Below are 17,848 nucleotides of genomic sequence, written 5' to 3' on the forward strand. Positions count from 1 at the left end.
TCATGCAGCATCTCGATCTGCAGGTTGTGCGTCGGGCGCTGGAGTGGTCGACGGAGGGGCAGCGCATCTGGCTCTGCACCGTCCTGACCACCTACGGCTCGGCGCCTCGCGCGCCAGGTTCGCTGCTGGCGGTGAACGACGGCGGGCAGTGGATCGGGTCGCTATCCGGTGGTTGCGTCGAAGAAGACTTTCTCGAGCGCGTCGCCGAAGGTGCGTTTCTCGATGCGATCAATGTCGTGCGTTATGGCGAAGGTGACGATCCGCGTTCGCGGGTCAGTCTGCCGTGCGGCGGCATTCTCGATGTGCTGGTAGAGAAATTTGACGCCGACTGCGATGTGCAGGCGCACCTGCGTGAACTCGAATCGGCGTTGCTGGGGCAGCGCCGGTTGATTCGCGAGGTCGATCTGGCCACGGGCGCGCGCAGCCTGTTTGCCGATCGCGAGCAAGGGGCGCGGATCGAGCGTGAAATCGACCGGGTGCGGATTCGCATCGGGGCTGCCCAGCGTTTGCTGCTGGCGGGGTATTCCAGCGTGGCGCAGGCCTGTGCGGAATTCGCGGTCGGTCTCGGCTTCGAAGTGATTCTCTGCGACCCGCGCGATGAGGTGCTGGAAGGCGTGGTGCTCAATGGCGTGGAGATCCGGCGGCAATTGCCGTCGGTGTTCATTGCCGATGGCGGGTGTCATCGTGATACGGCGGTGGTGGCGTTGACCCACGATCCGCGCATCGACGATCTCGCAATGATGGAGGCCGTGCGTACCGAGGCTTTCTACATTGGTGTGATGGGCTCGCAGCAGACGTCGCAAAAGCGCTTCGAGCGCTTGCGCCGGATTGGCGGTCTGGGGGAGGGCGAGTTGGCGCGGATTCATGCGCCGATCGGCCTTAACCTGGGCAGCAAGACGCCGGCAGAAATTGCTTTGGCAGTGCTCGCGGATATCCTGCGGATTCGCAGCGGGATTGCACGGGATCAGCTGTAACCCGTGCTGGATATAAAAAGGGCCGCTATTCAGCGGCCCTTTTTTTCGCTCATCAGAAACCGAGCTTGTCGCGCAGTCCGTAGTACCACGCGCCCAGCGCGGCAAACGGTGTGCGCAGCAGTTGCCCGCCGGGGAACGGGTAGTGCGGCAGGTCGGCAAACGCATCGAAGCGCTCGGCTTGTCCGCGCAGTGCCTCGGCCAATACCTTGCCGGCCAGGTGCGTGTAGGTCACGCCATGGCCACTGCAACCCTGGGAGTAATAGATGTTGTCGCCCAGGCGTCCGACCTGAGGCAGGCGCGACAGGGTCAGCAGGAAATTGCCGGTCCAGGCGTAGTCGATCTTCACGTCCTTGAGTTGCGGGAAGGCCTTGAGCATTTTCGGCCGGATGATCGCTTCGATGTTCGCCGGATCGCGTGCGCCATATACCACGCCGCCGCCGAAGATCAGACGCTTGTCGCCGGTGAGGCGATAGTAGTCGAGCAGGTAATTGCAGTCTTCGACGCAGTAGTCCTGCGGCAGCAGGGATTTCGCCAGCTCATCGCCCAGTGGCTCGGTGGTGATGACCTGAGTGCCGCATGGCATCGATTTGGCCGCCAGTTCTGGCACCAGATTGCCGAGGTAGGCGTTGCCGGCAACGATGATGAATTTGGCTCGGACCTTGCCCTGCGGTGTGTGCACGACCGGATTGGCGCCGCGTTCAATGCGCACGGCCGGTGACTGTTCATAGATAGTGCCGCCCAGGGATTCCACGGCGGCAGCTTCGCCCAGTGCCAGGTTAAGAGGATGGATATGGCCGCCGCTCATGTCGAGCATGCCACCGACGTATTGATCGCAAGCCACCACTTCACGGATGCGGCGCTGATCGAGCAGTTCCAGTTGGGTATGGCCGAAGCGTTCCCACAAACGTTTCTGCGATTCCAGATGGCCCATTTGCTTGGCGGTGAGGGCGGCGAATACACCACCGTCCTTAAGGTCGCACTGAATGTTGTATTTGCTGACGCGCTCACGAATGATCCGGCCGCCCTCGAACGCCATCTGCCCGAGCAGTTGCGCCTGTTTCGGGCCAACGCTGCGCTCGATCACGTCGATGTCACGGCTGTAGCTGTTGACGATCTGCCCGCCATTGCGCCCCGAAGCGCCGAAGCCAACTTTGGCGGCCTCCAGCACGGTCACGCGAAAACCGTTCTCCAGCAGGAACAGGGCCGAGGAAAGCCCCGTATAACCAGCACCGATCACACAGACGTCCGTCTCCACGTCATCCTGCAGGGCAGGGCGTGGTGGTACGGCGTTGGCCGACGCAGCGTAATAAGACTCTGGGTAAGGGGTGTTCGCCATCCTGCAGCCTCTGTTTAATATATTTTACGAGTGCAGCGATCCTACCCCAGTTGAAAAACCTCCGCCAGCCACCGGGAAATCTTCTTGTGGCGGGCCGAAATTAAATATTTTGCATATTCATAGGGTTAGGTGAAAAAAAGGTGTTGACACCCCTCCGGAATTCCGTAGAATGCCGCCTCACAGCAGGCACGTAGCTCAGTTGGTTAGAGCACCACCTTGACATGGTGGGGGTCGTTGGTTCGAGTCCAATCGCGCCTACCAAACAAAATCCGCTCTGCTGGGCGGTCTGGAAGGGCTCACCGAAAGGTGGGCCCTTTTTTGTTGTCTGCGATTTCAGAGCATTTGCAAATTTCGGTTCCGTTGACCGCAGCTACACTCCGGCACATTTGCAGGAGTGTATTCATGAGTCGCCAATTCAGGCGTGCCGGTCCAGGCGATATTGAAAGCCTGTTGAAGATTGACCCAGTCGTTGAAAAAGATAGCTGCCGTCGCGAGTGCATCGTGAGGGCCGTTAGGGCGGGGGAGTGCTGGGTTGTCTGCGAGATGAGCGCTCCCCTCGGCTACGGATGTCTGGATCGAAGCTTTTTCGGTGAATGGTTCATACCTCTCGTGGTCGTCTCCGGTGCGAACAGGCGCTCCGGCGTGGGGCGACAAATCGTGAGCGGTCTCGAGCAACATGCTTGTGCAGAAAAGATCTTCACGTCGACCAATAGGTCCAACTCGCCGATGCGAGAGCTGCTGATCAGTCTCGGGTATCAGCGCAGCGGAACGGTGGAGAACCTTGATCCGGGGGATCCTGAACTTATTTTTGTAAAATTCTTGAGTCAGGCGCGTATTGACTGCGAGGGATTTTGCTCCATTCGTCGCCGAGCTTCGCGATCGCCCTTTTAAATAGTGTGGATATTTAAGGGGTTACGGATTTTATTAACCATCCGGTTATCAAAAATACGTTGTTACAAGACGAATAAATCAGTAATATTCGCCCCGCGTTCACCACCACGGTTTATGCATTTTTAAATCCCAAGCTTCCATCAGCTGCTTGGGATTTTTTTTGCCTGCGATTTGCCTTTCCCGCACCTCTGCCGATTTACTTGTCTCACCCGTTTCTGGTTTCCGGGAGGGGTGACAGGCAAGCCCACATTTTTTCGACTACTACTGTCTGGCTGATTTCATCTCTGCCGGACAGGAGTTCATCGATGCTGGTTCACTGGTTTCTTGCAGCGATTCATTTGCTGGCGTTTGCCTTGGGTTTCTGGGCGGTGTTGACGCGTGGGACGGCTTTCAGTCGGCTGGCGTCCGGTTCGGGTGAGGTGGGGCGCGTATTACTTGCCGACAATCTATGGGGGCTTTCGGCGCTGGTGTTGCTCATCACCGGTGGCATGCGGGCTTTTGGCGGTTATGAAAAGGGAACCAACTACTACCTGCACCAGCCGCTGTTCCATCTGAAGATGACGTTGTTTGTGCTGATTCTGCTTCTGGAGCTTGTGCCAATGATCACCCTGATCAAGTGGCGTGTGGCCAAGGCGCGCGGCGCTGCCCCTGACACTGGGCGTGCAAAGGTATTCGCGCGGATCAGTCATGCCGAAGCGCTGCTGTTGATATTGATGGTCGTGGCGGCTACCGGGATGGCGCGTGGCGTTACATTCGGCTAAGCGGGCGAGATTCCCAGACGCTATTCGGAAATGTCCGACAGCCAGCCCGTTGAATGACGGTTAGTATCGGTTGCGAGAGGGGTTGAGGCAGGAAGGGGCGTGGCACGCGCCGTCACCAAATAGGTGGGGGAATGGCAATACGGCGCTTGAATCTTTAGCCAGTCATTGCGCGCAGGCAAACGAACTGGCTACTGACTACGATAGGGCTCAGGGCGTTTGTGGCTTGTCCGGTGCGGTCAGGCCAGCCTGGATGCGCTGGTAGATCTCTTCCCGATGCACTGCAACGTTCTTCGGAGCATTGATGCCGATTCGAACTTGCTGGCCGCTGACGCCGAGAATGGTGATCGTGATGTCATCACCAATGTTTATGCTTTCACCGACTTTGCGGGTGAGTATCAGCATGGTCTTCTCCTTGATTGCTTTGTAGGGCACCTGATTCAGACAGTGCAGAGGTCGGTGGTACGTATAGATTAGTGCGAAGTCTTACAGTTTGGGTGCCTCTTTCTGACGCGCAGCAGCGGCATTAATTCCCAGCGCGTAACTATACAGGGGCTGTCGGCATCAATCTCGTAGTTTTATGCCGCAATTTGCGGGGCTCGGAAAGTATTCTCGAATGTTAAGATCGCCGCTTTGAGAATTCAGAGGGAAGCGTTGTGCGCAAATTGGTCTGGATAGTCGCGGCACTGGCATTGGCAGGATGTGGCGAAGGCAAGAGTGTGGATGCGCAAAAGCCGAAACCGGCGGTGGTAACAGCGCCTGCTGCGGTGGGCCCGCAGTGGGATCTGGAAGTGCGCGGTGAAACACCTCAAGCCGTCAGCGACCTCAGCGGCTGGCTGATCGAGCATGGCTTTGTGGCCAGTGTCATCAAGGACGCCAGCGGCAAGACCCGGATTCTCCTCGGCCCTTTCAATTCGAAGGCTGACGCCGAGGCGCGTCAGGCGGATGTAAATGCAGCGCTGATCAAGGCGAAGAAGCAGAACATCGAGACGCTGGTGCTTGAGCGCACGGCCGCGCAATAAGCGATCCATTCGGCGGAGCTGACTAAAGGGTGTCCCACGTGATTCGTTTTTAAAGCAATCACTGAAGATACCCAGAAGGAGCTCCGCATGGCCTCCGCCAATCCTTACAAGTTGTTCGACGTTGTTTTGCGTCACAAGCAGCAGTTGAGCCCGCATCTCATGCGGATCACGCTCGCAAGTCCCACGGTCACCGAGATGGCAACCTGGGCGCCGGATCAGCGAGTGAAACTGTTTTTTCCGGCTGCAGACGGTTCACCCGCCAGGCTTTCTCAGGGCGAGGGGTGGTACGCCCGTTTCCGCTCGATGCTGGTTGATCGTCGCCCGGCGATGCGCACCTACACCATCCGCCACTTGCGCGCCGAGTCGGGCGAAGTCGATATCGATTTTGTCCTGCACGGCGAGACCGGTCCGGCCTCCCGTTGGGCATTGCGAGCGCAGCCTGGCGAGTCGATGCAGATTCTGGCTCCCGATAGCCGGTTTTCGGCGCAAGAGGCGGGGGGATTTGAATGGAAGCCTCCGCGAACGCTCAAGCAACTTCTGCTCGTTGCCGACGCCACAGCGTTGCCGGCCGCCATCGGAATTCTGGAGGAGCTGGCGACTCTGGCTGAACCACCGCAGACCCTGGCGTTTTTTGAAGTCGACAGTCGTGAAGACATGTTGGCAGTTCCTGACTGGCCCGGGCTTTCGGTGCAATGGCTGATCCGCGATCATGCAGCCGCCGGCACGTTGATGGTGGAAGCCGTGCGGCAGGCGACATTGCCCGTCGATGCATCATCGGTTGGACAAGCAGTCGAACTGGCGGATGTCGACATCGAAGAAGAGATTCTTTGGGAGATCGCCGATACGGCCAGCGAGGGATTCTATGGCTGGATCGCCGGAGAGTCCGCTGCGGTCATGAGCCTGCGCAAATACCTGATCAAGGAGCGCGGCATCCCTCGTGAATCGCTCAATCTGATGGGTTACTGGCGTTACAACAAGTCCGGCAGTTGAGCACAAAAAAGGCCTTGAGTTTATCGCTCAAGGCCTTTTCTTTTGATCAAACAGTCAACTGCAGGCTTTCAGGTTCACCGGGCCGACAAATTCGTTGCCGCGTCCCATCACGCACGCCACGGTCTGGTTCCGCTGGCGCTCCCAGTCTTGCACCGGGTAAGTCTTGTTCCAGGCTTCGTACAGTTGCCGATCCTGCTTCGACAAGCGCAAGCCGTATTGTTTGCTCATGTAAAAGTAGGTGCGGGCGATCATGCCGCGGATCGAAGGGCGGGGCATGACCTTTTTCGCCTTGAAGTCGACCTGGGTCAGGCAGGAGCCGTACTGACCTTTTTCGACCGGCAGCCAGCCGTAGCTGAAATTGCTGCGGTCACCATTCACATCATTATCCGATCAGACCCTGCATTGACATTTGAGGCTTAAAACTAAATAAACCATATAAAACAATGGTATATGAGCGTTTTGTATCTTCTTTTAATTTTGCGAATCCCTGTCAACGTTGACATTTTAGGAGGCTAACAAGGCTAGAGCTTTTCCCGACGAACGGTATGGTTGTACAGCGTTTTGCCGCGTTCGCATCGTGTGTAGTGACAGCCACATTCAAAGAGAATCATTGTATTTCAGTTCCCTTCCTCGACTTTGGCTTGGCAGGACTTGCGGCCAATCGCCCCAGTTCCTGAGCTAATCTCCCACCTTTTTTTGTCTCCTTCTGCCGCAAAACCAACCTGCCAATACAAACTTATTCGCAGTTGAGTGCTGTCTTTTGAGCACCAAGAAGCACGGTACCCCCTTGCGTGGCTAAGACCCGCTCCACGTAGCCATTTCAGATAATTTGAATACCAAGATGCCTTTTCGAGCGTACAGCGGAGAAGCTTTTTTTCCTCGCGAGGCGTCGATTTAGAGCGCTTTGATGTTACGGTGCCACTCCTTTGGCCGAGACAATAGAGACAGTACTCAATGTCCAATTTGACACCCACTAACTTCGAACTGGATCTGAAGGCCAAGCCTAAGAAGAAAGCCAAGCAGCAAGGAGAGGGTGTCCAAGTTCAGCCCGTCAAAAAGCGGCCAATCTTCCTTGCGCTGCAAGGTGGTGGCGCTCGCGGAGTTGTTCACGTAGGCGCTCTTACCGCGATCAATGAGTTAAATCTTGATGTGAAAGGCGTTGCTGGAACTTCTGCTGGTTCGATCGTAGCGGCGTTGATCGCGGCAGGTTATACCGGTAACGATCTCCTTGATGCTGATCTTTCTGAACCCAAGCATCTTTTCAACAGGATGCCTGCGGGCACAAAGGCCAAGAAACCTACCGACCTATTCTCTGGAGTTGGGTGGGGCTGGCTGCGATTGATCAGGTGGTTGCCCATAGCGCAACGTCTTAAACTGATTTATCTCAGTGGAGCTGGTCTGATTTTTGGATACGCATACCTCAGTTATTTGGCTATTGCCTATAGCGTATGGCTGGGACTGCCTCTGAATTTGGTAGTGGCGATATTGCTGGGGTTGCTAGTCAAAAAAATCTCAGATGGCCTTACAACCCTTGATCATGTGCGAGATTTTGTGAATGCCGCCTTGATGAACAAGCTCGGCTGGGCTCTTCCATCGAACGGAGAGCCTCCTCGGGACGTAACTTTTTCGGATTTGAAAAAGGCGAAGAAGATTCCGCTCAAGATCATAGCGACCAACACGTCTGCTGAGAGCGTCGAGGTTTTCAGCGTAAAGACTACCCCAGATGTGGCGGTGGCTGACGCAGTCGCCGCCTCTATCTGCCTGCCCGTAATTTTCAAGCCTTGGAAAATCTCTTTTCAAAGAGCTGGAAAAAAGAAGACGGTCACTCACCATTTTTTGGATGGCGGTTTCGTCTCTAATCTTCCAGCCTGGCCTTTTGACGAAGAGCGGCTTATTAGCCCTGAGATTCCCACCATCGCCTTAAGCATTGTGACCCCTAACGCTGAGTCCAAACACTGGTCTTCATCCATCATCAACACAATCGTGAACGGCACCGCAGAGATAGATACCCGGGCGGTGGGCCGTCTTGCCAAGATCCCACTCAAAACAAACTGGGGCATGCTCGATTTCGATAAAGACTTTCACTCTGTCTACCTCGCAGCATTACAGGCGAAACAGGTGACGTTGGCTCAGCTATCCACTGAGTTAGTAGATGCGCCAAAGGCGCTCAGGTCTGCAGCGCAGGCAATTCTCCTGGACTTAACGAAGTTAATGGAGAGTTTTAAAGGCATCCTCCATCACGAAGATTCTCTGACAGGGAAGGTGCGGGTCGCGATTCTCGCTAAACGCGACCACACACCCCAGCTGCTCTCTTTGGTGTCAACCGCTGGTTACCAGCGCGACGCAGGTTTCGGCAGCGTAATCACTGCGAGCCATCCAGGTGGCGTTGCCTGGAAAGAAGGAGCTGTGCGTATCTCGAAAGTCGACCCTTCTGAAAGGATCTTCAGGGCCAACTCGCTGAGTGCTCAGTGGGTTATCTGTGTTCCATTGCGCCCTGTAAACATTGTGTCGGGAGCTTTCGCCAAGCCCTGCGTGATTATGATTGAGCTCGACTTTCTGATCTTTGATCACAACTCATTGCTTCGAGAGCATTTGAAGGATTTGAGCGCTTGCGCCGGAGATCTCGTCAATGCCTACAATCATGGTGATGGCATTGCTGATTTCGTACAAGGGACAAACTCATGCTTATAGCTATTGATTATGGTAATGGCGATGTCGAGGAGTTTGATTCGGCTAGTCGTCAGTCTGACTACCTGAAACCGGTCGGGCATGCGCAGCGGGTCAAGAAGGTATCCTCAATCATCGGAGCGGCCATGAAGCGGCGAGCCTTTTTTAAGGGATTGACTGCCCTCAGATCTGATGAACTCCTGAATTCAGAGCACTCCTACCATCAGGAGTACGAAGGGCATCTCCGCGATCTGGCGGCCATTCCCTATGACGGTTACCACACTGATTACTCTCGCTGGGCACTGGAATACGATAACCAGCAGCATGACGAAGAGTTGAGCATCTCCGACCTTTCTTCGTCGGGTTCCTTTTCTCTAGGCTCTTCCTCAGACGTTGACCTTTCGAAATATTTGGCTGACACGTCTACATACTTGTCTGGGACGTCTACTAGTCCTTCTCTCGATGCTAAAAAAGCTGCAGGTAGTAGCAGCGAGCTCCTTGGCTTGCCTTTCATCAAGGAGCTGGATCAGGCTGACGCTGTAGGCCGTATTGACGAGGCGGATGGGGCTGATGCGAATGACCGGGACAGCTCTCGCCAAACCGAGTTGCCGAGCGCAAAGCCACATCGCGATGATAAGTCGTTCGACACATGATGGCCTGTCGCACGCTAAGGATGCTGGTAGCTGCCAAGCTTAGGCTCACCCCCGGTGAGTCAAGGTCGTAACCCCTGTAAACATTGGCCCTAAGCGTGTGGTTCAAAGTCCATTTTTTTCGGGTTGAATGGACACCCACCAGCCCCGAATCCCCACCAGTGTCCATGCGATTCCTATATCAGTCCCAACCCAATACACGCGTCCCGAGTACTGGCTGGTGGCCATCCTTTACGTATATGCTCCGACTACTGCATCACTACCAATCCCATGTTTTCGGGAATGGTGTCGGCCTCTGCAAGGCTGCAACGGATGCGACATTGCCGCATTAACCTGCCGAGGCGAGCCACTTCTCCTACGGTATAGGAGGGTGCTACGACATGGAGATTGCATGAGCTTTTTTTCGGACGAAGAAATCGATTCACTCAAGATCACTCGGATGATCCTGCACGTGGTGGGTACCAAGAACTTCGAGGCACTGCCGGAGCGCGCGCTGGAGGAGGAAGCGTTCTTTATCGGTAAAATTGTGGATATGGCTGCTGCGCCAGTGTTCATGTTCAAGGCTGTCTCTACGACGCGGAATGAAATCGAAGCGATCGCAACCGGGGCCACGCCGTTTGTCATCGGGGCTCAAGGCCTGGCTGCTAGCTTCAACCGGGCACATGTTGTCGGTAGTGCCGACGGGGTTTTGTTGATGTTCGAGCTGGCGGTCAAAGACCCCAGCGTGAAGATCTATAGCCTGATCAAGTACGATTACAAGCTGGCTCTTGAGCAGAACGACGGTGCTCCAGGCAATAAGCTGCGCCGAATCGTGAACGCCTTGGTGGACGAAAAGAAAGCTATTCAGAAGACGGCGCTTGTCCGTGTGGTTAATGGTGTTGCTGATAAGAATGTTTCGGCCACTGATCGTACGAAGCATGGTGTAGATCTGGCAGATTACTTCACCGACTTTCTGTCGGTGGCTAGGGATGTATCTGACACTGAGTTGAGCGAGCTTACCCGCAAGGTGCTCAAAGGGGCGCTCCAAGCTTGTATCGAATACCTTCCTGGCAAAAATGTGGCCAAGGCCCTGAAGAAAGCACAAGCAAACCTCGGGACTCGGGCTCTGATCGATGAAAATGCGATCGTGGAAGCGGTAATGCTGGCTGCTGGTCATCCAGAAGATGACAAGATAGCTGGTCGCCTTGAGAAAGAGGCTCGCACGCGTGTTAAGAAGAGCAAGTTGCATGAGCTCAGCTTCAAGCCCGATCGTAAGATCCTCCGGCAGCCCTACATGCGCAAGATCGTTACGACTGAAGGCGTCACCATCCTGTTCCCTGACAGGGCTGAAAACCCGAACGTAAAGGTCGTGGAGCTGGAAGGGGGCAAGGTGCAAATCATCGTGGATACGGACAGGGTCACGGAGGACAGCGTTGTCACACCAAAGCCTGGCCAACCTACTTAACGATCTGTCACGTACGCGTCAGGCGCTGATCACTGAGGGGAATGCCACTCTCATTGTGTCTGACCTAACTGCTGATGCAGCTCGGTCAATCGCTCAAGCCGCTTCCGCTGCCGCCTGGTCGATCACCCTGTATGACAGTGCTGGTGGCGAAGCCGAGATCGAGGAGGGGGATGAGGCTTTCGGGCCGTTTCGCGCTGAGCTCCTGAAACCGCTTCCGGAGGCGCATGATCAGACTGCGGTTTTGTACCTGGCCACAGAGGCTGGATTCAGAGCTTTCCTGGACAAAGGTCACTCGGCATCACGATGGCACGTCCTTGGCCTGCTGAAATCCTTCAACACCCGCGCTCGAACGTATGCTGACTGGGGTGTTGAAGTGCTCTATGTGGAGTCTCAAGCAACGAAGTCGCCCCGGCTTTTGGTGAAAGAGTCAGCTGACGTCCGCACCGTGCCCGAGGATGTTCGCCACTGGTTGCTCGCAGATGGTCATGAGCTCGATGAAGCTGATCCGTTGCATATTGTCTGGGCAGCTCAGGCCTTTGACGCCCTTAGCCGTTGCTTCGCGAACGAGATCGACGCAACCGGGAGCAAGCTCAGTTTCAGAGGGCCACCTAAACTAAACCTCACACTTCCGAAGGCGACCAATAGTGCCCAGCAGATCACGCTGAACGACTTCAAGGTTGTGCAGGATGCTGCGGTTTGGGTGTTCGACAATGCGCGTGAGGCGGAAGTGAAGCACATCCTGCTATCTGCGGAGATCGCTCGGTCGGGTAGGGCAGATGGAGAGGCGGTTCAGTATTTCAGGGAAAACCTTGCTGCGGCGCTGGATTGCGGAAAGATCGCCTATCAGATGGCGGTCTCTGAGATCACAAAGGATACTCTCAAATCACTTGGAGACCTTCGTAAGGCTGTAACTGAAGAAACTTCAAAAGCGACAGATGCGACCCGTCAGGCGATCGCAGCGATTTCGACAGCGCTGACTGTGGGCCTGGGCCTGATCGCTGCGCGACTCACTCTGCAGATCGACCCATACCTTATTTCACTCGTGATGGCGGTTGCATTCGGCTATACGACGCTGAACGTGATGTCGGGCCGTAAATTCATAAACATTCAGCGTCAGTTACGCCAGGATTGGCAATCGAAACTGTATCGTTTCCTCTCGGAATCCGAATACAAGAAGATGGTCGGCGATCCCATTGAACAGGCCGAGAGCTTCTTTTACAGGATCAGTTGCCAAGGTCTTACGATGCTCGGGGCTGCGGCAGTGGGTATTGCAGCCTTTGCCTTCCTTTACGCCACGCCTCCTTTGGCATCACCAGCAGCCACTGTGGCGCCCCCTATCTCAGCACCCGTACCTGCAAACCCGCCACCAATAATTAGCGAGCCGGTATCCCAGCCTAAGCTTATGCCAGAACGTTCAGCTCCGACGAATCCAGCTGAAAAATAAGGAGCCTCTATGCGAGCGTTGGCCGAGAGATTTTTGCTGTGGCCATAGTGTTAGGCGAGACAGTGCTGGAGTGGCGAGTTCTTTGGTGGGATGGGTTTTGCAGGGTTTCCTAGTTTTCTGAAATTGACACCCCCGTCGTGGTCAAGCACTTAAGCAGAGTGTCGGGATTAGGTGGAATAGTTTGTAACCGATCGGTGTCCGATTGTTTTATGCGGTTCGTACTGCGTTTCCTACTTCCGCCGGTGGTATGGTCTTTGAGCTTCAGTAGATCTATCTAGAGCCGAAGCTCGATCCGTGTAACCGACATCGACAATGGCAGAGTCCACAGCCCCAAACGCAAAAGGGGGACGATGCGTTGGCCGGACGGTTCCCCCTCTGTTTGAGCTGCCTAAGGGATGATCGGATCATCAACGATATACTTGTAATGGTGCAGGATTGATCTTGCCGTCTCCTCTATAGGGGCGTGGACGCTAAACGTTTTACTGTATCGTCCGTTGAGGGTGCCTGCTTCTGCGTCGATCAATATGCACTGGCCGGGGTGCTTATCTGTATAACCAGACCACGTCATTCTCTGGCTGTGCGTCAACCCGCCAAATGGGCCAAGGAAAACAATTGCGGTAAACGCTATGCGGTTGTTACGAGCGCTCGTCAGCACTGAGTCTGCTAGCTCACTCACTTTCACTCGGTGATTTTTCATTACCTCTTTAAATGGAACTAACTTGCGTAGATCACCGACTACGACAGCGATCGCTTCCTTCTGCCAAACTCTCCATCCGAGAGCGTCTGCAGTCAGATCGTCTTTCGAATGCGTGGATTCGACAAATTTCTCGCCCAGAGAGGTGATACCGTCGTTGTTTAAGAAGCCGAGGCGCCGAAAGACTTCCACCGAAAGACCGCCAATGACTCCGAGCTTTTTAGGGTTGTACACGGTGGCCTGATTGAGAACCTCGAATCCATCGTCATGGATAATTTCCGAATGCCTGGCCACGTAACCTTGCTGTAGCAGCAGGAGTTCTTTAGAGCTCAGTTGCTTCAGCGCAAGGATGAAATATCGCCTGTATTCAGCGTCGAGGTTCCGCAAGGTTATAGCTGCGGTGAGGCGAGCGTAGGCTTCGGTTTTTTTACTGTCACTGTCATCCATGCAGGTCTGCAGCAAATCCCCGAAGTCGACCTTGAGACTTTCATTCCCAGAAATTATCTCCTGCAGATCCGCTTCGTCGAGCTCCGACAGGAGCGCTAAGCAGTATCGGTTGACCCGTTCTTCCCTGCGGGAGTCTAAGAGGATTTTGACGGCCTCATATGCACCTACGAATTTGTCTGCACCTACGAGTGGCGCGACCTTTGGGATTGCTGCTTTAAGAGCTGCCTTGTCTCTGTCTGTCAAAAATTTCATTGCGATTTCCGTGAGGGCTGCTTTCGAAGGCAGCGTATTCCGCCTGGCACATTTCATGGCAACGCTTGTGTCCCATCTTTCTGCACCGACCGCTGAAGAAGCAAGAGAGAGGATACCGATAGAGCAGCTGTAATACCGAATGAGTGCTCAAGGCTCTGCGTCAACACCGCACTCATTTCCTTTGGTGATGCCATCTCGCACCAGGAGAGGGTCTTTTGGATCGCTGAAGTTGCTGGAGACGTACCAGCGCTCTGTACAGACTTTCAGTCGTTCCATCGTAAGCGGCTGGGGAAGTCATCTTCCGAGCCCCAGCATTAAGGGGCCAAGGAAGCATCAGATTTTCCAGCGGGGACTATCGCGCAATTTACGACCCCGATGTTCACCTCATCTCCGATTTCCAAGCCCGTTTGGGCAATAAAATCAGGCGGCAAAGTCACGATGAGATCGCCTTTCCCATCCCGAGCATCTCGGCATTCGGTAATCCAACGTTCGCTTTCGTCCATGGTGGTGAAGCCAGTTCATCTTGAATTCTGATTTTTCTCGCGTGCTGTAACCGCGCCTGGGTCGGCCTGTCGGGCTGATCTTGGTGGCGAACCGATAATTCCAGATGGCGCCGACCAAACCGCGCTACCCTAGCCTTAATGGCAGCTTGCCATCCACACAATATGCCACTATCTTGTGCTTTTTTGCGATATCACTACCACATATGGTGTTTTTCTAAGCTGGCATCATCTTGACGCATTATCGCGTGGTCATGAGCCTTCAGGCTCCGGCGATATTCTGAGCTCGCGGCGATGACACAACACGTACGGATGAAATAGAAGGACTTCTTATGCGGTTGATCAATTTCCATACCGAGCACCCGGCAACTCAGGACGTATTTCCCGGTGGCAGCCATGACAAAGTGGCTAGCGCGATTCATCGTCACTTGCTGAGTGATGCACCTTCCAAGGTCGTGGGCTTGGACGGTGAGTTTGGCTCTGGTAAGAGCTCGATTCTTTATATGTTGAAGTCAAAGCTGATGGCCGCCGATTCTGACTTCAGGGTATGGGTATTTGATTGTGAGCAGAATTATCAGGGGTCGACCAAGAGCAATTTTATCGAGCTCTTCACCGATGAGGTGCTCAAGGAAGTACCTCATGTCAGCAAGGCTGCAGAGGCCCTGAAGGCCTCCCGCGACCGAGCCCTTGGACGGTTGTTTGAGTACAGCAAACGAACAACGAGTCGAGTCAGTGCTTGGGCGTTGGCACTGGTCGCCAGCCTGTTTTTTGCCGCCACCTCATTCCGGGAGCTTTTCGCACTTTCGCGTAGTTCTCATGCCGCCATCACAGGGACGTCGCCGGAAGCCGTCGCGCTCACCAACACACTGCAAGACCCCTTTTGGTGGCTTGTAGCTGTGCATCTCGTTTCATTTTTCAGCCCAGTGCTGATCCTTATCGCCGCTAAAATCTGGCACAGGAAGGTGCAGGTTGGTGCCCAGAAGTGGAGCCTTCTAAGCTTGTTCAAAGGCTCCAGCGATGACCATATTGAGGAGAAGATCGAGGTGGGCAAAGAGGTGACGCCCCTTGATCTCAAGAAGACGCTTCTCGAACAGCTGAAGGTGGTTGAGGACAAGCGTTTCGTTATCATTCTGGACAACCTTGATCGCTTGCCAAAAGAAAGCCTTCGCTCGGTGTGGAGCGACCTGGAGATCTTCATTGAGGCTGCTACCAAAGCTTCGAATCTGACGGTGATCGTTCCGTTTTGCTCAAGCAAAGTAGCCGAGTACCTGAAGGCAGACGGAGATCGACGTTACGATGCCAGGGATTTCATAGCGAAAAAATTCCCAGTGGTATTCCGGTCGCCACCTGTCATTACCTCAGGCTGGAAAGATGGCTTCCGTCAGTTGTGGAAACACACCTTTCCGGAAATCGGCGGGGAGGTCATAGAGCAGAGCGCGCAGTTGCTGCAGCGCCACAGTCCCATGGCCAACAATCTGGTCACTCCACGGCTGCAAAAAAAATTCATCAATGACATCGCAACAACGGCCTTGGTGGTAGGAGAGGAAATCAGCCTGCTCGCTGTCGCCAGTCATCTTCTGCTCTGTAAGTACGCCGAGCTCTCGTTGGTGGAGATTCTTCGTACTGATGGGTTCTCGGCGGTGTATGTGAAAGAAATTGGGGAGGAGCAAGCTGGGCTGGTCAAGGACACTAAGGTCTTGCTGGGTAGTACCCTGGGCGATTCCATGGAGACCGGTTGGCAGATTCAGTTCCTGCAGATTCATTATCTGACCTCAGGTGATATCGCGATAGCCGAGCTATTGGATACACCATTGGCAGAGGCATTGGCCAGCGAGGATCACGAGGCGCTAGGTAATCTTACTTCACTGTTCGGTTTCTCCGACGCCATGAAGCGACTAGTTGCCCAGCGGCCTCTGCTGGCATCTCTGCTTCCAACTATTGCCGAGGCACATCAAGCACGCGAAGGCGATTGGATTGGGGATGTTTTGGAACTGTTCAACACCGCGCAGTTGAAGTTGTTCGACGAGTCGGAGACAGGCTCTGAAGAGTTCTATGATGCCGTACGTTATTGCAAAGGTCATGGGCTGAACGGGCAGCTGCTGACTGCTCATGGCGGTCAACTGAAAACCAACCTCATGGCAATTCTGAACTCTGCCTTCGATCAAGAGCAACTGCAGCCGGCCTGGAATCTCCTCCAAGAATACGACAATTATCTCCAAGCTCTAGGTTTTGGGTTTGAAGAGGTCGTGGTGACGCGGTCTGAGTATGTGATGCACCTGCTCCCTGATATCGCCCATTTGAAAGTGATAAAAGCCAATGGCTTCACACTCGCAAGCGCGCGCCTGCCAGATGCGCAATTGCAGTTGGTTAGCTGTGCTGACCACCAGATCGGCGTAACTGTTTTGCCGACAGAATGTGTCGTGCCAGCGCTCGAATGGTTATACGGGGAGCGTAAATTGGGTGCAGGCATCACAGGAGGAATCTCGGCGGGGGACGCGGCCCTCTTGGCGAAATTTACAGGTGCTGCCGGCGAAGTGGAAAACGCGGTGCTGGGATTGGGATTGGCCACGAACGTTGATCCGGTTGTAGGTGCTGCGGTTACCACGTTGCTGGCAAACAACGCCAGTCCGCTAATCAAGGCGGTGGCTGCGGTTACGTTTATCCGCCAGGCTGACGCCGATTCGCTCGCCCAGCTGGATGATTTGGATGATGTGTTCGCATCTTCAGTCTTCCGGGCTTTGGCGAACGCATCGCTCACCACGGGTGCCTTGTTCCAATTGATTGCCAACCCCCAAGTGGGTAAGTCAGTTGCCGGATATTTGGCTTACCTTATCCAAGGACGACGAGTTGGAAGTCTGAACTGTGATTGGGTAACTACAAAGTTCAGCGTGCTTGCTCAGGCGCTTGCGGGCGTTGGCTTAGCCGAGGCTGATATCGCGGCTTGGCTCACGGGGTGGGATGTTCATATTGAAAAAGTCTGCAAGGATGTTCTCAAGGCGGATATTCAATTGATAAATGTCATCATGGCGTCGGACGAGGAGGTGTTGTCGAGCACTCGGCAGGGGCTTCTCAAGCAGCTCACGAGCGATGAGCTGACTCGCGATGAATGGGCGCAGATCATCTCAGCAGGAGCGAAACAGCATCAGGCGATCCTGAATGGGGTCGTGCGCAATGGAGTTTCCATACCGACGATCGCGGCTGTCGGCGATGCCTTGATCGACGTGCTCACTTCCCTGGCGAACGGCACTGTCATCTCACCGTGGGGAGCAGCCCAATACACCATGATGGATTCGCTGTTAAAGCTGCTTGATGCCCAGCAGCGTGATGTGATCGGGATTCGCTTGAGGTCGATGCTCTTTGCCGAATCAGTAGAGCCCGATGATTTCGCCATCCCGTTGTCGAAATATGGTCATCTCATTCCGGATGCTCAGCCTTCCAATCCGCAAGAGGTGCAACGGATCGTACTGTTCCTTGCCTACCTCAGCCGGAACCCCGAAAGCCTTCCAGCCTTGGCCAAATTCTTTGATGCGAAGGCCGAGCAGATCGCAGCTTTCAGATATTCAACTGAGCTCAGGAATACGATGGGGGAGGCCGTTGCCAAGCTTTCGGAAATCACCCCGGCCCTGTACAAAAAGTTTGCTCAAACCAAGGGCTTCAAGCGTCTGATCCAGTCGCTCAAAGGGGCCGCGCGTGATCCGGAACCCGAGCAGGATAAGTAATGGGCTCTTCCAGATCCGGGTCTCCCTGATGAAGCGTGCTGGCAATAGCGGCGCAAATGC

General features: G+C 54.7%; 13 protein-coding genes, 1 tRNA gene and 1 pseudogene. 11 read left to right on the forward strand and 4 right to left on the reverse strand.

What is annotated here, in order from left to right; translation table 11 throughout:
- Positions 1 to 2: 2 nt before the first annotated feature.
- Positions 3 to 974: an XdhC family protein gene (locus QR290_RS11120; protein ID WP_289204899.1), complete on the forward strand. Its 972-nt coding sequence runs from the start codon at positions 3 to 5 to the stop codon at positions 972 to 974.
- Between the two features lie 52 nt (positions 975 to 1,026).
- On the opposite strand, the gene QR290_RS11125 is transcribed toward QR290_RS11120, so the two are convergent.
- Positions 1,027 to 2,310, reverse strand: coding sequence for an NAD(P)/FAD-dependent oxidoreductase (locus QR290_RS11125; RefSeq protein ID WP_074687695.1), 1,284 nt, complete (start codon positions 2,308 to 2,310; stop codon positions 1,027 to 1,029).
- Between the two features lie 184 nt (positions 2,311 to 2,494).
- Between QR290_RS11125 and QR290_RS11130 the strand changes: the two genes are divergently transcribed.
- The 3 genes from QR290_RS11130 (at position 2,495) to QR290_RS11140 (ending at position 3,962) form a co-directional block, all read left to right on the forward strand.
- Positions 2,495 to 2,571: transfer RNA gene (locus QR290_RS11130), tRNA-Val, on the forward strand.
- A gap of 141 nt (positions 2,572 to 2,712) precedes the next feature.
- Entirely contained in the window at positions 2,713 to 3,201 is a 489-nt protein-coding gene (locus QR290_RS11135; RefSeq protein ID WP_115077219.1) for a GNAT family N-acetyltransferase, read from the forward strand.
- 305 nt (positions 3,202 to 3,506) lie between these two features.
- A complete protein-coding gene (locus QR290_RS11140) occupies positions 3,507 to 3,962 on the forward strand; it encodes a DUF2214 family protein (protein WP_289204900.1) in 456 nt (151 codons plus the stop codon).
- A 207-nt stretch (positions 3,963 to 4,169) separates the two neighbouring features.
- On the opposite strand, the gene csrA is transcribed toward QR290_RS11140, so the two are convergent.
- Positions 4,170 to 4,364, reverse strand: coding sequence for a carbon storage regulator CsrA (gene csrA / locus QR290_RS11145; RefSeq protein WP_003179932.1), 195 nt, complete (start codon positions 4,362 to 4,364; stop codon positions 4,170 to 4,172).
- A 251-nt stretch (positions 4,365 to 4,615) separates the two neighbouring features.
- Here csrA and QR290_RS11150 point away from each other — a divergent pair, with 251 nt between their 5' ends.
- Entirely contained in the window at positions 4,616 to 4,981 is a 366-nt protein-coding gene (locus QR290_RS11150; protein ID WP_115077221.1) for an SPOR domain-containing protein, read from the forward strand.
- An 87-nt stretch (positions 4,982 to 5,068) separates the two neighbouring features.
- Complete coding sequence (locus QR290_RS11155) at positions 5,069 to 5,971, forward strand: siderophore-interacting protein (protein ID WP_289204901.1); 903 nt, start codon at positions 5,069 to 5,071, stop codon at positions 5,969 to 5,971.
- A gap of 54 nt (positions 5,972 to 6,025) precedes the next feature.
- Here the strand turns inward: QR290_RS11155 and QR290_RS11160 are convergent.
- Positions 6,026 to 6,361, reverse strand: a pseudogene (locus QR290_RS11160) (endonuclease); the annotation flags it as partial.
- Positions 6,362 to 6,925: 564 nt separating this feature from the next.
- On the opposite strand from QR290_RS11160, the gene QR290_RS11165 reads away from it, so the two are divergent.
- The 4 genes from QR290_RS11165 to QR290_RS11180 all read left to right on the forward strand — a co-directional run bounded on the left by QR290_RS11165 (position 6,926) and on the right by QR290_RS11180 (position 12,176).
- Positions 6,926 to 8,662 carry a patatin-like phospholipase family protein gene (locus QR290_RS11165; protein ID WP_289204902.1) on the forward strand — a complete coding sequence of 579 codons (1,737 nt, stop codon included), beginning with the start codon at positions 6,926 to 6,928 and terminating at the stop codon, positions 8,660 to 8,662.
- A complete protein-coding gene (locus QR290_RS11170; RefSeq protein WP_289204903.1) occupies positions 8,653 to 9,291 on the forward strand; it encodes a hypothetical protein in 639 nt (212 codons plus the stop codon). The genes QR290_RS11165 and QR290_RS11170 overlap by 10 nt, the downstream gene beginning before the upstream one ends.
- A gap of 388 nt (positions 9,292 to 9,679) precedes the next feature.
- Complete coding sequence (locus tag QR290_RS11175) at positions 9,680 to 10,732, forward strand: hypothetical protein (protein WP_289204904.1); 1,053 nt, start codon at positions 9,680 to 9,682, stop codon at positions 10,730 to 10,732.
- Positions 10,701 to 12,176 carry a hypothetical protein gene (locus QR290_RS11180; RefSeq protein ID WP_289204905.1) on the forward strand — a complete coding sequence of 492 codons (1,476 nt, stop codon included), beginning with the start codon at positions 10,701 to 10,703 and terminating at the stop codon, positions 12,174 to 12,176. Before QR290_RS11175 ends, QR290_RS11180 begins: the two co-directional genes overlap by 32 nt.
- A 388-nt stretch (positions 12,177 to 12,564) precedes the next feature.
- On the opposite strand, the gene QR290_RS11185 is transcribed toward QR290_RS11180, so the two are convergent.
- On the reverse strand, positions 12,565 to 13,569 hold the full coding sequence (locus QR290_RS11185) for a hypothetical protein (RefSeq protein WP_289204906.1): 1,005 nt from the start codon (positions 13,567 to 13,569) through the stop codon (positions 12,565 to 12,567).
- A gap of 832 nt (positions 13,570 to 14,401) precedes the next feature.
- On the opposite strand from QR290_RS11185, the gene QR290_RS11190 reads away from it, so the two are divergent.
- A complete protein-coding gene (locus QR290_RS11190; protein ID WP_289204907.1) occupies positions 14,402 to 17,788 on the forward strand; it encodes a P-loop NTPase fold protein in 3,387 nt (1,128 codons plus the stop codon).
- Positions 17,789 to 17,848 lie beyond the last annotated feature (60 nt).

The sequence above is a fragment of the Pseudomonas fluorescens genome (genome assembly GCF_030344995.1).
GTDB lineage: Bacteria > Pseudomonadota > Gammaproteobacteria > Pseudomonadales > Pseudomonadaceae > Aquipseudomonas > Aquipseudomonas fluorescens_BF.

Coding starts and splice junctions, on each gene's coding strand:
- QR290_RS11120 (WP_289204899.1), top strand. CDS start 3: ATGCAGCATCTCGATCTGCAGGTTGTGCGTCGGGCGCTGGAGTGGTCG.
- QR290_RS11125 (WP_074687695.1), bottom strand. CDS start 2,310: ATGGCGAACACCCCTTACCCAGAGTCTTATTACGCTGCGTCGGCCAAC.
- QR290_RS11135 (WP_115077219.1), top strand. CDS start 2,713: ATGAGTCGCCAATTCAGGCGTGCCGGTCCAGGCGATATTGAAAGCCTG.
- QR290_RS11140 (WP_289204900.1), top strand. CDS start 3,507: ATGCTGGTTCACTGGTTTCTTGCAGCGATTCATTTGCTGGCGTTTGCC.
- csrA (WP_003179932.1), bottom strand. CDS start 4,364: ATGCTGATACTCACCCGCAAAGTCGGTGAAAGCATAAACATTGGTGAT.
- QR290_RS11155 (WP_289204901.1), top strand. CDS start 5,069: ATGGCCTCCGCCAATCCTTACAAGTTGTTCGACGTTGTTTTGCGTCAC.
- QR290_RS11165 (WP_289204902.1), top strand. CDS start 6,926: ATGTCCAATTTGACACCCACTAACTTCGAACTGGATCTGAAGGCCAAG.
- QR290_RS11170 (WP_289204903.1), top strand. CDS start 8,653: ATGCTTATAGCTATTGATTATGGTAATGGCGATGTCGAGGAGTTTGAT.
- QR290_RS11175 (WP_289204904.1), top strand. CDS start 9,680: ATGAGCTTTTTTTCGGACGAAGAAATCGATTCACTCAAGATCACTCGG.
- QR290_RS11185 (WP_289204906.1), bottom strand. CDS start 13,569: ATGAAATTTTTGACAGACAGAGACAAGGCAGCTCTTAAAGCAGCAATC.
- QR290_RS11190 (WP_289204907.1), top strand. CDS start 14,402: ATGCGGTTGATCAATTTCCATACCGAGCACCCGGCAACTCAGGACGTA.